Source organism: Candidatus Eisenbacteria bacterium, assembly GCA_016235265.1.
In the GTDB taxonomy this organism is placed as follows: domain Bacteria; phylum Eisenbacteria; class RBG-16-71-46; order RBG-16-71-46; family JACRLI01; genus JACRLI01.
The window spans coordinates 224806-243958 of sequence record JACRLI010000015.1 but is presented as its reverse complement, the minus strand read 5'-3'; the positions used below and the strand labels follow the sequence as shown (position 1 = coordinate 243958).

Annotated in this window: 15 protein-coding genes; 14 read left to right on the top strand and 1 reads right to left on the bottom strand. The window is 72.9% G+C overall.

Going from position 1 to position 19153, the window contains the following annotated elements:
* Positions 1 to 4 precede the first annotated feature (4 nt).
* The 10 genes from HZB25_09210 to HZB25_09165 all read left to right on the top strand — a co-directional run bounded on the left by HZB25_09210 (position 5) and on the right by HZB25_09165 (position 15151).
* Entirely contained in the window at positions 5 to 1159 is a 1155-nt protein-coding gene (locus tag HZB25_09210) for a glycosyltransferase (GenBank protein ID MBI5837411.1), read from the top strand.
* Complete coding sequence (locus HZB25_09205; GenBank protein MBI5837410.1) at positions 1140 to 3623, top strand: YfhO family protein; 2484 nt, start codon at positions 1140 to 1142, stop codon at positions 3621 to 3623. Before HZB25_09210 ends, HZB25_09205 begins: the two co-directional genes overlap by 20 nt.
* Before the next feature lie 32 nt (positions 3624 to 3655).
* Positions 3656 to 4369 carry a polyprenol monophosphomannose synthase gene (locus HZB25_09200; protein MBI5837409.1) on the top strand — a complete coding sequence of 238 codons (714 nt, stop codon included), beginning with the start codon at positions 3656 to 3658 and terminating at the stop codon, positions 4367 to 4369.
* 79 nt (positions 4370 to 4448) lie between these two features.
* Complete coding sequence (locus HZB25_09195) at positions 4449 to 6503, top strand: glycosyltransferase (GenBank protein ID MBI5837408.1); 2055 nt, start codon at positions 4449 to 4451, stop codon at positions 6501 to 6503.
* Positions 6504 to 6523: 20 nt separating this feature from the next.
* Complete coding sequence (locus tag HZB25_09190) at positions 6524 to 8809, top strand: hypothetical protein (protein ID MBI5837407.1); 2286 nt, start codon at positions 6524 to 6526, stop codon at positions 8807 to 8809.
* Positions 8810 to 8864: 55 nt separating this feature from the next.
* Positions 8865 to 9803: a GNAT family N-acetyltransferase gene (locus tag HZB25_09185; GenBank protein MBI5837406.1), complete on the top strand. Its 939-nt coding sequence runs from the start codon at positions 8865 to 8867 to the stop codon at positions 9801 to 9803.
* Complete coding sequence (locus tag HZB25_09180; GenBank protein MBI5837405.1) at positions 9800 to 11035, top strand: glycosyltransferase; 1236 nt, start codon at positions 9800 to 9802, stop codon at positions 11033 to 11035. Before HZB25_09185 ends, HZB25_09180 begins: the two co-directional genes overlap by 4 nt.
* Positions 11032 to 12474: a hypothetical protein gene (locus tag HZB25_09175; GenBank protein MBI5837404.1), complete on the top strand. Its 1443-nt coding sequence runs from the start codon at positions 11032 to 11034 to the stop codon at positions 12472 to 12474. Before HZB25_09180 ends, HZB25_09175 begins: the two co-directional genes overlap by 4 nt.
* A complete protein-coding gene (locus HZB25_09170; protein ID MBI5837403.1) occupies positions 12471 to 13673 on the top strand; it encodes a glycosyltransferase family 4 protein in 1203 nt (400 codons plus the stop codon). Before HZB25_09175 ends, HZB25_09170 begins: the two co-directional genes overlap by 4 nt.
* Entirely contained in the window at positions 13670 to 15151 is a 1482-nt protein-coding gene (locus tag HZB25_09165; protein MBI5837402.1) for a lipopolysaccharide biosynthesis protein, read from the top strand. Before HZB25_09170 ends, HZB25_09165 begins: the two co-directional genes overlap by 4 nt.
* Here HZB25_09165 and HZB25_09160 read toward each other — a convergent pair.
* Positions 15148 to 15972 carry a class I SAM-dependent methyltransferase gene (locus tag HZB25_09160; GenBank protein ID MBI5837401.1) on the bottom strand — a complete coding sequence of 275 codons (825 nt, stop codon included), beginning with the start codon at positions 15970 to 15972 and terminating at the stop codon, positions 15148 to 15150. The two genes, HZB25_09165 and HZB25_09160, sit on opposite strands and share 4 nt — an antisense overlap.
* A 36-nt stretch (positions 15973 to 16008) precedes the next feature.
* Between HZB25_09160 and HZB25_09155 the strand changes: the two genes are divergently transcribed.
* From HZB25_09155 to rsmH, 4 genes are all read left to right on the top strand, one after another.
* Positions 16009 to 17055: a glycosyltransferase family 4 protein gene (locus HZB25_09155; protein ID MBI5837400.1), complete on the top strand. Its 1047-nt coding sequence runs from the start codon at positions 16009 to 16011 to the stop codon at positions 17053 to 17055.
* Positions 17056 to 17260: 205 nt separating this feature from the next.
* A complete protein-coding gene (locus HZB25_09150) occupies positions 17261 to 17788 on the top strand; it encodes a hypothetical protein (GenBank protein ID MBI5837399.1) in 528 nt (175 codons plus the stop codon).
* A 74-nt stretch (positions 17789 to 17862) separates the two neighbouring features.
* The gene (locus HZB25_09145; GenBank protein ID MBI5837398.1) at positions 17863 to 18210 is read left to right on the top strand and encodes an STAS domain-containing protein; all 348 of its coding nucleotides are present in this window, start codon (positions 17863 to 17865) and stop codon (positions 18208 to 18210) included.
* Between the two features lie 40 nt (positions 18211 to 18250).
* Positions 18251 to 19153 (top strand): 16S rRNA (cytosine(1402)-N(4))-methyltransferase RsmH, encoded by a 903-nt coding sequence (rsmH, locus tag HZB25_09140; GenBank protein MBI5837397.1) that lies wholly within the window; start codon positions 18251 to 18253, stop codon positions 19151 to 19153.

Genomic DNA, 19153 nt, shown 5'->3' with positions numbered 1-19153 from the left:
CCGCATGCCCACGCTGGTGTGGTTCTCCGAGATCAAGTGGAAGGCGATGCGCAGCCGCAAGCAGTTCATGCTGTCGCGCTTCGGGCCGGAGTGGCGCATCCTGTTCCTCGAGCCCATCAACTTCAGCCGCGGGAACGCCTGGAACGTGGCGCGGGACGGCGCCGTGGCCTACGGCACCGTCCCGTTCGTGAAGCTGAACACCACCAGCGGCATCTACAACCGGCTGCTGGGGCTGGCCGCGTTCCGCGCGTTCCTGAACTGGATCGCGACGCTGCAGGCGCGGCGGCTGCTGCGCCAGTTCGGCGCGGGACCGGACGCGCTGTTCGCGGTGTCCAACATCTTCGCGCACCCGGTGGCCGTCCGGCTGCCCCACCGCGGTCTTTGCTACGACTTCAATGACCACCCGTTCCAGTTCCCCGGAGCCCCCGCCTGGGCGCGATCATGGATGGACCCGGCACTGGGCGCCGCGGACCGGATCTTCGTGGTATCCCGGCACTACGTCCGGGAACTGGAGGGGCTGGGGTACGGCCCGCTGCAATTCTTGGGAAATGGTGTCGAATATGATAGATTCGCCGGCGGCACGGCTGTCGCCCCGGGCCTGCGGGACGCCGGCCGGCCGGTGATCGGCTACATCGGGCTGGTCAGTTTCTTCATCTCGTTCGAGTGGGTGGAGGCCCTGGGCCGCGCCTTTCCGGACGCCACGGTGGTGTTCGTGGGGCCGGTGCACGCGCGGGTGAGGGAGAAGGTGGCGGCGCTCACCGGGCGGGCGCCGTTCGTGTTCGCGGGGGAGCAGCCGTACGAAGAGCTGGGGGACTGGATCCGGGGCTTCGACGTGGGCATCATCCCCTTCGATCCGGCCGACCCCTACACCCGGGCCATCAATCCCAACAAGATCCACCAGTTCCTGGCCTGCGGCTGCCCGGTGGTGAGTTGCCCGATGAGCGACGAGCTGGAAGGCGCCCCGGGGCTCACCGTCGCGGAGACCGCGGAGGCGTTCGTGGAGGGGGTGCGCGCCGCCCTGGCGCGCCGCCCCGACCCGGGCCCGCTCCGGGAGTACGCGCGCGCCAACGACTGGGGCGCGCGGGCGGCGGAGATGCAGACAGGCCTGCTGGAGGCGGCGGCCGGCCACGGAGGTGCCCTTGGCGAAGGAAAAGGCTAGGAAGCCGGCGACCCGGGCCGCGCGCACCCCCGACATTCCGGCGCGCAACTGGTTCGACTTTCACCCGCGCACCACCGTGGCCCTGGTGTTGCTCGCCCTGGCGCTGGTGTTCTACCACTCCCTGGTCTTCGAGGGCATGACCTTCGGCTCCCCGGACACCTATGCCCCGGCCAGCTTCAGCAGGATCGGGCTGGAGTCCATCGAGAAGCGCCACGTCTACCCCCTGTGGAACCCGTTCGTCTTCTGCGGCATGCCCAGCTTCGCCAGCCTGGCCTTCAACCCGTACATCTACCCACCCGACTGGCCCCTGGCACTGATCGACAAGGTGGTCCCTCTCCCGGACAACCTGATCGTGCTGCTGTACTCCTACCTGGCCGGCCTGTTCATGGCGCTGCTGCTGCTGGAGCTGGGGCTGCCGATCATGTCCTCGCTGTGGGGGGCGGTGGTGTTCGCCTACACCCCCAACTTCATCGCCATGGGCGCATACGGCCACGGCAGCAAGGTGGCCACGGTGGCGTTCCTGCCGCTGGTGCTGTGGCTGGCGGAGCGGCTGTTCAAGCGCTGGCGGGTCCAGGACCTGGGCTGGCTGGCCATGGCCCTGGGCTTCCAGATGCTGCGGGCCCACGTGCAGATCGTCTACTACACCGGCATGATGATGGGGCTGTACTACCTGGTGCACGCATTCAGCCTGATCAAGGCCGGGGCGCGCGCCACCAAGATCCTGCGGGACGGGGCGGGCCTTGCGGTGGCCTACGCCCTGGGCTTCGGCCTGGCCGCCTTCCTGCTTCTGCCGGTGAAGGACTACCAGAAGCACAGCGTGCGTGGCGCGGGAGAGGGCGGCGGCGCCAAGATCGAGTATGCCACCCGGTGGTCGTTCGGCCCCTCGGAGATCTCCACGTTCCTCGTGCCCTCCGCGGCGGGCTTCGGCGGGCCCACCTACGTCGGCTCGGTGAAGCCCTTCACCGACTATCCCAACTACATGGGGCTGCTGGCGCTGTTCCTGGCCGGGGCCGGGTTCCTGTTCGTGCGCGACCGGATCGGCGTGTTCGCGCTGCTGCTGGGCCTGGGCGCGCTGCTGATCTCGTTTGGGGAGTACTTCAAGCCGCTCTACCTGTTCCTGTTCCAGCATCTCCCGTTCTTCAACGCCTTCCGCGTGCCGGTGATGATCCTGATCCTGCTCCAGTTCGCCGTGGCGCTGCTCTCGGCGCGCGGCATCTACGCGCTGCTGGGCCGGCTCACGGTGGCCGACCCCAAGGGCAACGCCCGCGCCATGTGGATCGCCGCCGGCGTGGCCGCCGCCGGCGCGGTGCTGCTGGCGGCCGGCTCGGGCGCGTGGAGCGCCGGCTACGAGAAGTTGCTGACCGCGGCGCAGAAGGACCTGCCGCCGGCGTCGGTGTCCTTCCTGGTGGACAATGCGCGCGCCCATTACGTGGACGACGTGTGGAAGGTGTGGGGGGTGCTGGCCGTGGGCGCGGCCGCGCTGGCGATGCTGGGGACCGGGTTGCTGCGGCGCACCCCGTTCTGGCTGGTGGCCGCCGCGCTGCTGCTGTTCGACCTGTGGCGCGTGGACTACCGCATCATCTCGCCCCCGTCGGCGGAGGTGGACGCGCGGCTGCGCAGCTCGCTGCTCACACCGCGGGCGGACGCGGTGCGCGAGATCGAGGACGAGGACGATGTGGTGCGCTTCCTCAAGGCCGACTCCAGCCTGTTCCGGATCCTGCCGGTGGAGGAGATTTCCTCCAATCGCTACGCCGGCTTCGGCATCGCCTCGGTGGGCGGCTACAACCCCGCCAAGCCCCAGCTCTATGACGAGGTGCTGCAGGCCGGGCTGCAGGGCAACCCGCGCTTCTGGACCGCGGCCAACATCAAGTACGTGGTCACCCAGCGCGACATGGGCCCCGGTTTCGCCCAGCCGGTCGCCGGGCGCGCCGCGCCGGTGATCGGGCGCAAGGTCCTGGACGGGCCGATGAAGGTGTACCGGCTCGAGCCCGCGTCCCCGCGCGCGTGGATGGTGGGGCGGGCGCGGGCGGTGGCCGGCCGGGGCGCGCTGGAGGCCTACAACGACAGCACCTGGGACCCGGCCGCTGAGGTGCTGCTGGAGGCCGTGCCCGTGGGATCGCTGGGGCCGCAGGAGGGGAGCCGCGTGACCTTCAGCGGCTGGGACATGAACACCATGGAGATGGACGTGGAAGCCCGCTCGCCCGGCTACCTGGTGGTGAGCGAACTGTACTATCCGGACTGGAAGGCCACCGTGGACGGGAAGGCGGCGCCCATCCTGAAGGCCAACGGCTTCACGCGCGCCGTGCGCCTGGACGCCGGAAGCCACAGGGTGGCGATGCGCTTCGACTCCCCGGTGCTGCGGCGCGGGCTGCGCCTGAGCCTGGCGTCGGCGGCGGTCGTCCTGCTCCTGGTGCTGGTCCCGACGGTGGCGGGCGCCCTGCGCCGCGCACGGGGGAACGCATGAGCGACGCGAGCCCGGCGCACCCGGTGAGCCCCTTGCGGGCCATCGTGATCATTCCGACCTACAACGAGCGGGACAACATCGTGTCCCTGCTCGACCGGCTGCTGCAGCTGCCGCTGAACCTCCGGGTGATGGTGGTGGATGACAACTCGCCGGACGGAACCGGGCCGCTGGTCCAGGAGTATGCATCCCGGGACCCCCGGGTTTCGCTGCTGTCCCGGCCGGGCAAGATGGGCCTGGGTTCCGCCTACCGGGCGGGTTTCAAGGCGGCCGTGCAACAGGACGTGGACCTGGTGTTCGAGATGGACGCGGACTTCTCGCATTTCCCGGACGCGCTGCTGGAGTTCGTGGAGGCCGTCGAGGACGCCGACGTGGTGGTGGGCTCGCGCTACATCCACGGCGTCACGGTGGTGCACTGGCCGCTCCGGCGCCTGATCCTGAGCTACGGGGCCAACGTGTATACCCGCATCATCACCGGGCTGCCGCTGCGCGACGCCACCGGCGGTTTCAAGTGCTTCCGGCGCGAGGCGCTCGCGGCCATTGACCTGGACCGGGTGCGCAGCGACGGCTACGCCTTCCAGATCGAGATGAACTACAAGTGCTGGCGGAAGGGATTCCGCTTGAAGGAGATCCCCATCACCTTCGTGGACCGGCGCGCGGGGGTGTCCAAGATGAACCGGAAGATCATCTACGAGGCGGTGTGGATGGTGTGGCGCCTGCGGCTGATGGACCTCTTCGGCAGGCTGTGAAACGGCCCCGCCGACCGCGTCCGGCGGCCGGCTCTCTCCTGCGCCTCGTGGCGGGCGCGACCCCGTGCGGGATTTCCTGATGTCGCTGAGCGTGGTGATCGTCCACTACGAAACTCCCGACCTGCTGGAGGAGTGCCTGCGCTCCCTGGCGGAGTCCGGTGACATGCCCGCCGAGATCCTGGTGGTGGACAATTCGCACCGTCGCCCCGCCCGCCCGGTGGTGGAGCGCTTCCCCGGCGTGCGCCTGATCGAGAACACCGAGAACTCCGGGTTCGCGCGCGCGGTGAACCAGGGCGTGCGCGGGACCACCGGCGAGTGGGTGATGGTGCTCAACCCCGACACCCGCGTGCGCCCCGGCGCGCTGCGCGAGCTGGAGCGCTTCGGCGGGGAGCACCCCGAGGCCGGCATCGTGGCGCCCCGCCTGCTGAATCCCGACGGCACGCTGCAGCATTCCTGCCGGCGCTTCTACACCCTGCGCACGCTCCTGTACCGGCGCACGTTCCTGGCCCGCTGGATGCAGGACAGCCCGGTCACCCGCGCCCACCTGATGCTGGACTTCGATCACCTCGAGCCGCGCGCGGTGGACTGGGTGCTGGGCGGCGCCATGCTGGTGCGGCGGCGCGCGGTGGAGGACGTGGGGGGCGCCGACGAGCGCTTCTTCCTGTATTTCGAGGACGTGGACTGGTGCTACCGCATGGGCAAGCGCGGCTGGAAGGTGTGGTACGTGCCCGCCGCCGAAATCGAGCACCGGCACCGCCGGGAGAGCACCCGCGACCTCGCGGGCCTCCGCCGCCACATCGTCAGTTCGCTGCGCTTCTACGAGAAGTGGAGCCTGCTGCTCTACGTGGCCAAGCGCTCGCAGGGGCGCGCGGGGCCGGTCGCGACCGTCGCCGCGGACGTGGCGGCGATCAACCTGGCCTTCTACCTGGCGTTTCTCTCGCGCGGCAGCCTCGGCGCCACCCTGACCAAGCCCCTGTTCCCGTTCGCCTACTACGCGAACTTCCTGCTGCTGATCAACATGGTGGTGCTGGGCACCCTGCTGGCGCGCGGCCTCTACCGCGCCCGCGGCGACGACTGGGCCGAGTTGATGGTGGACCTCGGCAAGGCGCTGGCGTGGGCCTCGCTCATCGTCATGGCCGCCACCTACGCGGCCTATGTGAAGTCCTATTCGCGGGCCCTGGTGCTGTTGTTCTACCCGTATTCCGTCGCCGCGGTGTTCGCCGGCCGGCTGCTGGTGGGGCGCGCCACGGCGGCGATGTCCGAGCGCTTGAAGGCGCGGCCGCGCGCGCTCCTGCTGGGAGTGGAGCCGATGCTCTCGGAGGCGGCCCGGCTGGTGGAGGCGGGCACGCACGGCTACGAATGGTGCGGCCGGCACGACCTGGACCGTTCGGCGGCGGGGCTCGCGCCGGGCGAGCTTTCCGCCCGGGTGGCGGGGCTGGTGCAGGACGAGCGCGTTCAGGTGGCGATTCTGGCCATCCCGGCCGACCGCGCGCAGGATTTCTGGGACGTGGCGGACCGCTGCTCCTCCGCCGGCGTGGAGGTGCGCATCTTCACCGGGCTCACCCCGTGGCTGCGGGAAGGCGACCGCGTGGAGCGTTTCGGGCCGGTGCACATGATCCGCATCTCGCCCGACCTCCCGCTGGAGCGCAGCCACCTGGCGCGCCGCCTGCTCGAGACCCTGGTGGCGCTGGCGCTGCTGCCCTTCGCCCTGGCCGCGATGGGCCTCTCGTATCTGGGGCTGCTGCTGGCGGGACGCGGCCCGGCGTGGGAGCGCGAGGCATGGGACAACGGCCGCGGGCAGCGGGTGGCGATCCGCAGCCTCCGTGCGCGCCGCGGGCCGGTGGCGGCGCTGCGACGCCTGGGCCTGGACCGCGCGCTGCTCCTGTTCTGGGTGCTCACGGGAAGACTGGGCTTGGTGGGAGCCCCGCTCCGCCCTTATGCTGAATCCCCCGTGGCCGGACCCGGGCGTGGGCGGGACCTGCCCGCGGGCCTGACGGGGTCATGGTACGTGGAGCCGGCGCGGTGCTTCACCGAGAACGACCTGGAGCGCGGCCTGCGCCAGGCCGACCTGTCGTCCGACTTGAGGACGCTGGTGCGCAGCGCGGCCTGCTGGCTGGGCCGCTGGCGCGGGTGACATCCTGATAGGAGCTACGAATGACCGGAAGATTCCCGGGTAGGATCGCGCGGGCGGGCGCCGTGGCGGCGGCCCTGGCGGTGGCGGGGGTCCTCGCCGCGTCCGGCGCGCGGGCCCAGGGCACCTGGACCGCGTACGTGAACCTGCGCGGCTCGCGGGCGGTGGCGCTGGACGCCGCGGGGGTGTGGAGCGCCGGCACCGGCGGGGCGATGCTGTTTCCCCACGGCGGGACCGGGGGGCCGCAGGTGCTCACGCGCACCCCGAACGGGCTCACCAGCAACCTGCTCACCGCGGTGCACGTGACCGCCGACGGCTCGGTGTGGTTCGGCACCCTGGGCCAGGGCCTGCTGCGCTGGAACCGGAGCGCCGGCACCTGGACGCCCATCGACTCCACGTTCGGGTTGCCCAGCAGCTACATCACGCGCATCCGCAGCTTCGGCAGCACCCTGTGGGTGGGCACGCAGGTGGGACTGGGGGTGCTGGACGGGGACGCAGTGGTGCAGGCCTGCGCCGCGGTGGAGGATTCCTGCCTGCCCAACCTCTACGTGAACGACATCCTGGTGGCGGAAGGAGGCCGGGCGGTGAGCGGGGTGGGACCGTACTTCATCGCCACGCAGGGCGGGGTGACCGCCTCGGACGGCAACCACTGGACGCAGCTCACGCGAGGGCTGCCGCCGGGCGCGAACATCCTCGCCCTGGGCCAGGCCGGCGGCACCGTGTACTGCGCCGAGGGCCCCCGGATCTACCAGTACTCGGACACCGGCTGGGCGGTCGCGGCCGAGAGCCCCGACAGCGTCTACTCCATGGCCGGGGGCGGCGGCCGTCTCTACGTGGGCCGGCGTTCCGGCGTCTCCGTGCTGATCGGTGGCACGCTGCACAGCCTGGGCGCCGACCAGGGCGCGCGCGTGCTGGATCTCGCGGTGAGCGGCGACAGCGTGTGGGCCGCCACCACCTCGGGCGTGCTGCGCTACGTGGCCGCCACCACGCGGTGGTCTTCGCTCTTCGACGACTTCGCCGTGGACCAGCCGGCCTACAACAACATCCACATGATCCGCATCGAGCCGGTGGGTCGAAAGCGACTGTGGATCCTCCCGTTCAAGGGCGGCGAGGCGATGGTGTACGACCCGTCCGGCGCGCCGGGATGGAGCACCCGGGGCACGCGGAACGGCATGGAGGCCGTCCAGGCGTGGGGCCTTCTGTGTGACACCGACGGTTTCAAGTGGTTCGGGCACTGCTGCGTGGGGGAGGACCGCTCCAAGGCCGGCATCGAGATCCTGGACGACCGCGACGGAACCGAGAAGTGGCGCAAGTTCCGGAATCCGCCGCACAACGTGCTGGTGATCGCGGAGGATGCCGGGGGACGCAAGTGGCTCGGCGCCGGGGATCCGCACGACGCGCTGTATGAATTCGTCCCTTCGGACACCACGCCGGGCGACGCGCTCAGGGGATGGAAGGAGTTCACCACGCAGACCTTGTCCTGCGGGGACGGCCTTGCGAGCAACAAGGCCTTCTCGCTGGCCATGCGCGACACGACGGACCGCTGGATCGGCACGCCCGACAACGGTCTCACTCACTGGCGTTCCGCCGCCCAGGGAGCGCCGTGCGATCTCCTGGTGCACTACAGCAAGCTGCTGTCCGAAGGCGACGGGCGCTACATCCCCGGCCAGACGGTGAACTCGGTGGCCATTTCCGGCGACTCGGTGTGGGTGGCCACCAACGAGGGCCTGGCGGTGATCCGGGCCTCGCGGGACAGCGTGGTGGGCATCTTCGGCCTGGGCAAGGGCCTGCCGGAGAACATCGTCTCTTCCGTGGCCGCGGCGCCCAATGGCGACGTGTGGATCGGCACCGGGCTGGGACTGACCCTGTTCCGCAGCGGCGAGTTCACCACCTACGACGGCTCCAACAGCCCGCTGGTGGAGGATGCGGTGGGGGCCCTGACCGTGGAGGGCACGGGCGTGCCCTACAAGTTGTGGATCGGCACCGCGCTGGGTCTCAACCTGCTCGAGGTGGGCGGCGGGGACGTGCCGCAGCCCCCCGTCGCCGGAGCGGTCCGGCTCTACCCCCACCCGTTCCGCCCGGGGGTGCACGCACGCCTGGGCCTCGCGGGCCGATTCGTGAGCGCCGGGTTGGTGCGCATCCTGGACGCCCGCGGGCGCACCGTGCGCGAGTTCCGCGGCGTGACCCCCTCGCAGGGCTTCTGGGACGGCCGCGACGCGCAGGGGCGCTACGTGGGCGCGGGCATGTACCGCGTGCTGGTGGAGGCCGACGGCGTGCTCCGCCGCCTCAACCTGGCCGTGATCCGCTGATCCCCGGGGCCGTGCGCCGACCATGACCGCCGGCCCGCCGATCCCGGTGCGCTGCGTGAGCGAAACCGAGCCCGGGTCCGCGGCGTGGGATGCGCTCCTGGCCTGCGTGCCGGGTGCGGGCCCGTTTCATCTCCCCGCCTTCCGCCGCGCGCTTCTGGAATCCGACCCCGGGCTCCGGGACCTGACCCTCTGGATCGCCGACGGCGACGACATCCGCGCCGCGCTTCCGGTGGTGGCGCGGCGCCGGCTGGTGCTGTCGCGCGTGGCTTCCCTGCCCTACGGCACCCCGGGCGGCGCGTGGCTGCGCGAGCCCGGGGACCGCGACGCGGCGGCGGCGCTGTACGCCGAGTTCGCCCGGCGCTTCGCCCGCCCGTGGACCCTCTGCGTGGTCGCAGATCACGGGGACGCAGGACTCGGGGACACCATCCGCCGCCACTGGCCCGGCGCGCGCGCGCGCGCCGAGGAGACCCACCTGCTGGAGCTGCCCGCCTCGGAGGAGGAACTGGAGCGCGGTTTCGCGCACCGCACCCGAAAGTCCCGCCGGCGTGTGGCCGGGGCGGGCGTGCGCGTGGAGCCGGCGGGCCCGGAGGCGGTGTCCGAATTTGCCGCGCTACAGCGAAACGAGGCGGCCGCGCGCGGGCAGCGGGTGGTCTACCCCGAGGCGCTGCTGCGCGCGGGCGCGCGCCAGGGGTGGCTCCGCGTCCATCGCGCGGTCCGCGGCGAGGAGACGCTGGCGGTGACCGCGATCGCCGAGGGCTGCGGCACGTGGTTCGCCTGGCTGGTGAGCTTCGCGTCCGCGGCCCGCGCCGTGCCCACCGGCGAGCTGCTCTTCGGCGACCTGCTGCACGACGCGGTCCGCCGCGGCCTGAAGCGCGCCGACCTGGGCAACAGCGGCGGGCGGGCGGGCACCCGCTTCTTCAAGGAGGGCTTCGGCGGGCGGCCGGTCGGCTATCGCGTGTGGCGCAGCGGGCCGCGCGCCGGGGGCGGGTCATGAAGCCGGTGCTGATGGTGGCCCTGCACTTCCCGCCTGTGGGCGGCGGCGGCGTGTACCGCACGCTGGGCTTCGCGCGCCACCTGGAAGGCCACGGCTTCCTGCCGGTGATCCTGACCGGCTCCGGGGGCGGCGCCTGGGTGAAGGACGAGGCCCTGGTGCGCGGAGTGGAACACCTGGAGACGCTGCGGGTGGGGGCGCTGCTGCCCGCGCAGGCGCTTGCGGGCCGGGTCCGGCGTCCCTTCTGGCAGATGGCGGCCGGCTGGCTGGCCACCCGGGCCCTGGTGCCCGACACCTACCTGCGCTGGCGGAAGCCGGCGGTGCGCGCCGGCCTGGAGCGGCTCCGCCGCGGTGACGTGCGCGCGCTGTACTCCACCTCGCCCCCCGACACCGACCACATGGTCGCACTCGATCTCAAGCGCGCCACAGGCCTGCCGTGGGTGGCGGACTTCCGCGACCCGTGGATCGGGCTGGGCTATTTCCGCCCGCTCACCCCGTGGCATCGTGCCGCGCACCTGGAGCGGCTGCGCGCGGTGCTCTCGAACGCCGACCGGGTGCTGACCGCCACCGACGGCACCCGCGCATTCCTGGAAGCCGCGCTGCCTTCCGCTGCGCCGCGCATCACCGTGATCCCCAACGGCTACGAAGAGGAGGAGTGGCGCGAAGTCACCCCCGCGCGCTTCGACCGCTTCACCGTGGTGCACGCCGGGAGGATCTCGGCCGGCCGCACGCTGGCGCCCTTCCTGGACGGGCTGCAGCGCTTCCTCGCGGCGGATCCCTCGCGCGCCGCGCGCACCCAGGTGCTGCTGTACGGCCCGCATGACTCGCCGCAGGCCGGATTGGTGGAGCGACGGGGCCTGGGCGAGGTGGTGCGGTTCGTGGGCCAGCGCCCGCACCGGGAAGTCCTGGAGGCCGAGGCGGGGGCGCACGCGTTGCTGCTGCTCAAGCATCTCTCCGGCCGTTTCCGGGAGCTGGTGCCGGGCAAGTTGTACGAGTACCTGGCCTCCGGCCGCCCGGTGCTGGCGGTGGTCCCCGAGGGGCCCGCGGCGGAGCTGGTGCGGACCATGGGCTGCGGCTGGGTGGCCGCTCCGGGGGAGCCCGGGCGCGTGGCGGAGGCACTGGAACGCGCGTGGAAGGGCGAGGCGCCTCCGCGGCATTCCCCGGCCGACCGCAGCATCTTCTCCCGCCGCCGGCTCACGTCGCGCCTGGCCGGAGTGCTGGAGGAGATCACGTGAGCCGCGTCGCGAAGCTCCTGGCGTTCCTGGGCGCCGCGGTGTTCGCCGCGGCCCTGGCGCGGGTGTCGGGCTTCTTCACCGACGACAGCTACATCCACCTGGTGTTCGCGCGCAACCTCGCCGCCGGGCTGGGGCCATGCTTCAACCCGGGCGAGCCGGTGTACGGCTTCACCAGTCCGCTGTGGGTGCTGGGCCTCGCGGCGGGTCACGCGGTCTCGGGCGACTGGCTGGCGCTCTCCCGCGGCCTGGGGCTCCTGTTCACGCTGCTGGCGGTGGCCTGGACGTACCGGCTGGCGCGCGCCGCGGGCGGTTCCACTTCCGCCTCGCTGCTCGCGGCCGCGGGACTGGCCCTGCACGCATGGTTCCTGCGCTGGTCGCTCTCGGGAATGGAGACCTCGCTGGCCGCCTTCACCGTGGCCCTGGGCCTGGAACGCCTGCTGCGAGGCGGGCGCGCCGCGGCCGCGGGGCTGGCGGTGCTGGCGCTCGCGGCGCTGGCGCGGCCCGAGGCCGCGCTGCTCTTCGCTCTGGGCGCGGGCTGGGCGCTGACCCGGCGAACGGGCCGCGCAGCGGCCCTGGCAGGAACGGCCCTGGGCCTGGCGCTGCTGGTCGCGTGGGTGGCCTGGGCGCACGGCGCCACCGGCGCGTGGCTGCCCTCCACCTTCACCGTGAAGCGCGCGCACGAGCCGTGGAGCCTGCTCGCGGTGGCCCGGCCCACGTGGCGTTTCCTGGGCGTGGTGCTGCTGACAGACGCGCTGGCCGTGTTCGCCGCGGTGGCGGCGTTCCTTCGCCCGCGCGCCCGGGCGGACGCGCCGGGCCTGGGGCTGCTGCTGGCATGGCCCGCGGCGCTGGCCGCCCTGTACCTGGCCACGCGCTTCCAGATGATCTCCCGCTACTGGGTGCCGGCGCTGCCCGCGCTGCTGGTCGCGGCGGCCGTGGGCCCGGAGCGCGCGTTCGGCGCGCGCGCGCGGCACCGGGGCGCCGCGGCGTACTTCGCGCAGCAGCTGGCCCTGCTGGTATTCCTGGTGGTGCCGGGCATGGACGCGTTCACGCGCGGGCTGGGCGGGGGCCCCGCGGAGATCGGACGCTGGCTGCGCGCGCATTCCGCGCCGGACGCGGTGGTGGCCACGCCCGACATCGGCGCGGTGGGCTACTACTCGGGCCGGCGCGTGCTGGACCTCGGCGGACTGGTCACCCCCGCGATGGCCCCGCTGCTCGCGCGCCACGACCTCGGCGAGATCGTGCGCGGCGGACTCTACCAGACGGTGGGGAGGGCCGACTACCTGGTGGACCGGGACGCGCGACCCGGCGCGCTGGCGCCGGACCGTTACGAGCTGCGGATGACCGCCCGGGTGGAGAACCTGGGCCTCTCGCGTCCACACCCGGTGTACTACTCGCTGTACCGCGTGCGGAGCGCGGCGCCGCCGGCGGGGGCGCGGTGAGCGAACGCGTTCCGGTGCTGGTGCTCTCGCCGTGGCCATCCTTCTGGGAGGGCGCGCCCGGTGTGGGTTGTTCGGACGAGGACGAGGTGCATCGGGGGCTGGTGCGCGCCGGGTTCGACGTGCACTTCGTCATGCCGGCGTCGCCCGGCGTGGCGCCGCCGGGCCCGCCGAGCCACTTTCACCTGGGCCCGGACGTGCTCTCATGGGGTGGGGCGCTGCCCAGCGGCCTGCGCCGTCCGCTGCGCTATTTCTCCTACCGGGCCGTGTACGGCCGCCGGGCGCGGGTGCTGGGGGAGCAGATCCGGCCGCGCCTCGTGGTGGGCCACTCCTATCACGCGGCCCGCGCGGCCGTGGCCACGGCGCGCGCCCTGGGCGCCCGCAGCGTGACCAAGTTCTTCGGGGTGATGACCCTCGCGTGCGAGGATCCGCCGGCCTGGATCCACCGCGCGCGCCACTGGGAGATGATCCACGCCCTGCGCGCCCCCGCCGACCGCGTGGTGGTGATGGACGACGGCACCCACGGCGACCGTGCCGCGCTGCGCCACGGCGTGCCCGCCGACCGGCTGCGCTTCTGGCCCAACGGGCTGGACACGGGCTTCCGCGACCGCGTCCCGCGACGCACCCGCGCGGAGCTGTGCGCCGCCGCGGGCGTGCCCGGGGAGGAAGTGCTGGCGCTGATGATCAACCGCCTGGTGGACAACAAGCGCGTGGACCTGGCGGTGGATGCCGTGGCCCGGCTGGACCCCGCGCTGCGGGTGCGCCTGGTGGTGGTGGGCGAGGGGCCGCTGCGCGCCGCGCTGCAGGAGCGCGCCCGCGCCGCGGGCGCGCGGGTCTCGTTCCTGGGCGCGCTGCCCCACGACGACCTGTTCGAGTGGCTGCGGGCCGCGGACGTGTTCGTGGGCACCAGCGTGCTCACCAACCGCAGCCTGACCACGCTGGAGGCGATGATGTGCGGCCTCCCGGTGGTGGCGGTGGACGCCGGCGGGACCCGCGACGTGGTGGTTCCCGGCACCCACGGGTGGCTCGCGGCCGCCGATCCGGCCGCGCTGGCCGTGGCGCTGGAGCGGATGGCGCGGGAACCGGAACGGCGCCGCGCCATGGGGCGGGCGGCCTTCGAAGCCTCGGCGGCGTTCCCGGGCTGGGAGGAGCGCGTGGCGCGCGAGGTGGGGCTGTACTTCGAGCTGCTGGGGGCGCGGTGAGCCGGCTGGGGCGCAACAGCGCGGCGCTGATGTTCGCGGTGCTCAGCAGCGGCTTGCTGGGCTGGCTGCAGCTCAAGTGGCTGGCGGTGCACCTGGGCGCCGCGGGCCTGGGCAGCTTCGCGGTGCTCTTCTCGTGCGGCTCGGTGCTCACGCTGCTGGTGCAGTCGGGCCGCGCCCTGCTGGTCACCCGATGGGTGGCGGCGCTGGAGGCGGACGGACGGCCCGCGCCGGCGGCGCGCCTGGCGCTCGCCAGTTTCGCGGCCACCGCGGTCTCGGGCGTGGCGGCATGCGTGGCGGCCTTCGGGCTGCCCGCGGCGCTGGAGGGCGCGTGGGCGCCGCTGGCGGGCACGCGGGCCGCGCTGCCCTGGGTGGCGCTGTTCTTCGCCGCCACCGCGGCGCGCGGGGTGCTGTACTCGGTGTGGAACGGCCGGCGGCGGATGGAGCGGCCCGCCCTGGTGGAGATGCTGCAGCTCACCTCGGTGACGCTGCGACTGTATGCCGGGCCGCCGCTCGACCTGGCCGGTTTCTTCCTGTGGAACGCGGGCACCAGCCTGATGGCCACCGCCATCTGCGCGGCGTGGATCCTGCCGGGAGTGGTGAAGACCGCATTCGGAAGCGACGGCGGGCGGCTGGAGCCCGCCGAGTCCCGCGAGGTGCGCTCCTACGGCGCCTGGAGCCTGCTGGTCTCGGCCACCGGGATCGGCTTCGACTACGCGGACCGGCTGGTGGTCGCCGAGCGCCTGGGCGCGCTGGACGTGAGCTTCTTCCACGTCCCGGCGCGCTGGCTGCAGTTCGTGCGGCGGCTGCTGGCGCAACCTCTGTCGGCGCTGTTTCCGGAGCTGGCCCGCGGGCCACTGGGGGAGAGGCGCGCGGCATTCCACGCCTTCGTGGAGATCAGCTCGCTGATGTCCCTGGGGGCCGGCCTGGCCCTGGCGCTGTCGCCGGGGGCGTTCATCCGGCTGCTGGCCAGCCCCGCGTTCGACCGCGGCATCCCCATCCTGCGGGTGCTGGCGCTGGTCCCGCCGCTGATGGCGCTGTACGCGCCGCTCACCACCGCGCTCCGGGCGGGCGGCAGCATGCGCCAGGGGGCGGTGTCGGACCTGGTGTGGGTGGGGACGTACCTGGGCTTCGGCGCGCTGGCGCTGGGACGGATGGGGGCGCTGGGGCTGGCCGCGGGCCAGGTGATCGCCAGCCTCGCGGCGCTGGCGTGGAACCTGCGCGCGGGCCGCGCGCAGGACCGCATGGGGCTGCCGTGGGCCGCGCTGGCGCGGCAGTGGGCGCTGGCCGCGGTCGCGCTGGGTGCCGGCTGGCTGGCGCCGGGTGGCGAGACCGGCTGGTGGCGCGCGCTCCTGGGCTGCGCGGTGTTCGCTGCCGCCGCGGGCCCACTGGGGGCGATCTCACCGGCCGCGCGCACCCAGATCCGGTCGCGGCTGCCGGAGCGCATGCGGCCGGTGTTCTCGAGGCTGGCCGGAAGCTAACTCTTCTTCACCGCCCGGAAGAAGGTGTGGTCCGCGAGCAACTCGTCCAGCGGGCCCTTCAGGCGGAAGCGCAGGTCGAGCTCCGCGGCCAGCCTGAACGTGCGCCGCCGCAGCGCCGCGTCGCGGGACCGGTCGCCGAAGGTGCGGAAGACGTGGCGCAGCACCGAGTAGATGGTGTTGGTGCCGGTCAGCTCCACGCGGAAGTGCCGCTCCAGGGACCGGAGCAGCCGGCCGCGGTCCACCAGCGCGCAGTAGTAGCCGTTGGGAAACTGCTGGCCCTTGCGGAACTTGTTGTCCTTGGGCGAGCGCAGCAGCACGCTGTGCGGGTTGTTGAACACGGTGGCCAGGTGGCCGCCGCGCCGGAGCACCCGGTGGATCTCCCTGAGCACCCGCGCCTGCTGCGCCGGGGGCAAGTGCTCCAGCAGCCCGACGCACACGGCTCCGTCGAGGGAGTTGTCGGGCGCCGGGATGGACCACGCCGGGCCCAGGGCGAACTGCACGCGGCCGCGCAGTCCCTTGGAGCGCACGTGGCGCTCGCAGCGCTCCAGCATGCCGGGCGCGCCATCCAGGGCCAGCACCCGGGCGCCGGCCCCGGCCAGCGGCACGGTGAGCCGCCCGACGCCGCAGGCGATGTCCGCCACGCGGCGGCCGCGGACGCCGCCCAGGGTCTCCACCACCAGCGTGGATTCCCACTCGTGGTAGGCGCGGTTGACTTCCAGGGGCTCGCTCAGGCTCAACACGGCGGCCAGCTCGTCGCGACCGCGGAGACGCTCACCGCCCCAGTATCGGGCGGCTGCTTCGAGATTGTATTTGTCGGGCATAGGCGGCACCCTAACACACCGGAAATGGAGGCGCAATTGCGGATCCTGGTCCTCGGCGACGCGCGGCAGCCGCACTTCGCGCGCTGGGCGGAGGCGTTCCGTGCCGGCGGGGCCGAGGTGGAAGGGGTCACGATGCAGGCCCCGGCCGCGCCGCCGGAATTTCCGCTGCACGTGCTCGACGTGTCCGGCCCGGGCTTCCTGCGCACCCGGGCCGCGCTGCCCGCAGCGCTGGCTGTCGCGACCCGCTTCCGCCCCGACGCGCTGGGCGCGCTGTTCGTGCCCGACTACGGGCTGCTCGGCTCCCGGCTGGCCGCGCGGCTGTCGCCGCGGCCGAGATTGTGGGTGGCCGCGCTCGGCTCGGATGTGCTGCGCAACGCGTGGCGCACGCCGCTGCACCTGGCGCGGGCGCGCGGCGTGCTGTCGCGCGCCGACGCGGTGGCGGTGGATGCCGGCGTGCTGGCCCGCGGCGTGTCGCGCCTGGGAGTGGCGGGGGAGAAGACCGTGCGCGTGGACTGGGTGCCCGACCTGGGGCGCTTCGCGTTCCGGGCCGAGCGGCCCGCGGGGGCGCGGCGCATACTGTCCACGCGTCAGCTGGCGCCGGTCTACGACGTGGCGACGCTGGTGCGCGCCGCCCTGCGGCTGGCGCAGCGCCGCGCGGACTTCGAGCTGGTGGTGGCCGGGGACGGCCCGCAGCGCGAGCGGCTGGAACGCCTGGCCGCGCCGATCGCCGCGCGCGTGCGCTTCGTCGGGCGGCAGGATCCGGAAGGGGTGGCACGGCTGCTGGGTGAGGCCGGCGTGTACGTTTCCACGGCGCGCTCCGACAGCACGTCGGTGTCCCTGCTGGAGGCCATGGCCTGCGGGTGCATGCCGGTGGTGACCTCCATCGAGGGCAACCGCGAGTGGATCACCGAGGGCTCCTCGGGCCTGCTGTTCCCCTCCGGGGACGACGAGGAACTGGCGCGCCAGATCTCGCGCGCGCTGGACGACGACAGCCTGCGGGACCGCGTGGCGGCGTTCAACCGCCGGCGCCTGGAGGCGTTGCCCACGTTCGCGCAGGCGGTGAAGGGCCTGATGTCGCGCTAGGTGCCCGCGGGAGAGGGCTCCCAAGCCGGTCAAATACTTGTCGTTCCGGGCCTTCCCGGTTTTTTCGAGGGGCGCGCCCGGAGGGGCACTTTTTTCTGTTGCAGCGGTGGGGATTTGTGGGGTAGTGTGTCGCCTGTAATTCACTTCAGTGTCGATTTGGTGGGGCCAAAAGCAGCTGGAGCCCCCCGGAGGATCGCAGGACCCGATGGAACCGACCCAGTCCCCGGAATCGGTCGCCGCGGCGAACCTGAACACGCTGGTCGGCGGCTACGACCAGGTGCTCGACGCCAAGGCCCGGGTGAACCTGCCGATCGCGCATCGGCTGATCATGCGCGTGCAGCCGGGCAACGACGTGCTGCTGACCATCGGGGCGGAGGGCTGCCTGCAGCTGGGCGACGCCGACGGCGAATGGGCCCTGGACTTCCTGTCCAAGCTGCGCCAGCTCGACTGGACCCGGGCGAACGACCGGGCGCTGCTCCGGGACCTGGCGCCCCGCACCTTCCGGGTGAAGATCGATTCCGAGGGCCGGGTGAATATTCCCCCGGTGCTGGTGCAGTGGGCCGGCCTGAAGCCGGGGACCAAGGTCCGGTGCCAGGGCGCCGGCAGAAACGTGGAGATCTGGAACATCGGCCGGGTGGAGGCGCTCCCGACACGCGGGGCCTCCTTCGAGGACCGGTTGGAGAAGCGGTTTGGGCAGGGGGCCGAGGGCCAGCCTGCCGGGGAAAATGGGTGAGTCCTGGGGCGCGCAGAACGCCTCGGTGCATGGGAGTCGGGCAAGCTCAAGGATGAGCGGCAGGGGGACAACGGATGTTCTTCCCTACGACCAGCACCCCAGGCGGCACCAGGGCCACCCACTACGTCGCCAGCGGCGCGCTGACCATCGCGAAGTGCGCGCAGCTGGCAGGGCTGATCGAGCACCTTGCCGTTCAGGGCTGGACGGACTGGGTGCTCGATTTTGCTTCCGTGCCGCACGCGGACTTCCGCGGGCTGGAGCTCCTGCTGCGCGCGTCGCAGCGGCTCGAGATGTCCGGCGGGAGCGCGCACTGGTGCGGAATGAGCCCGTATCTTGCGGACATCGCCCGCGTGGCGGGCGCGCACGACCGGCCGGTTCGCCGAGGCCGCCGCGAGGCGACCCGGGGGCTCGTCGGGACGTAGCGGCGCCCGGCCCGGGGGCAGGTCCCCGGGGAGCGAGCCCATGCGGGGGTCGGACGTGAGGGACGAGGGACCGGGGGACCGGCCGCGCGATGGCTTTCACGAACCCGTCCTGCTCGAGTCAACGGTCGGATTCTGGATCACCGACCCGGCGGGACGCTACGTGGATGCCACCGTGGGCGACGGCGGGCACACGCGGGCCGCGCTGCAGCGGCTGGGGCCGGAATCGCGCATCCTGGCCATCGATCGCGACCAGGAGTCGCTCTCGAGGGCCGCCGGCCGGATCGGGCCCGATCCACGGGTGCTGTATCGGCATGCGCGCTTCGACCAGCTGGGCCGGCTCATGGACGAGCTGGGCTGGGACAGGGTGGATGGGATCCTGGCCGACCTGGGGATTTCATCGAACCAGGTCGACTCCCCCCACCGGGGCTTCTCGTACCGCTTCGAGGGTCCGTTGGATTTGAGGATGGACCCGGGCAGTGGCGAGCCGGCCTCGACCTGGCTGGCGGGCGCGACCGAAGAGGAACTGGCAGAAGTCTTCAGGCAGTACGGCGAGGCCCGCCGCGCGCGGCAGGCCGCCCGGTGCGTGGTCCGGGAGCGCGAACGGCGCCCCCTCGAGACCACCGCCGACCTGGCGAGGGCGCTGCGCCCGCTGGCGCGCGGCCCCCGCCCCAACGCCGAGCTCTCCCGGGTTTTCCAGGCCCTCCGCATCCTGGTGAACGGGGAACTCGAGGCGCTGGAGGGCCTGCTCGCCGCGGCCGGGGCACGCGTGGGGACGGGAGGCCGGCTGGTGGTGCTGGCGTACCACTCGCTCGAGGACCGGCCCGTCAAGCAGCTGTTCAAGACCGATGCGTGGGAGTGTCTGACCCGCAAGGCGGTTCAGGGAAGAACCGACCCCAACCCGCGCGCGCGCTCCGTACGGCTGCGCGCCGCAACCAGGAGATAG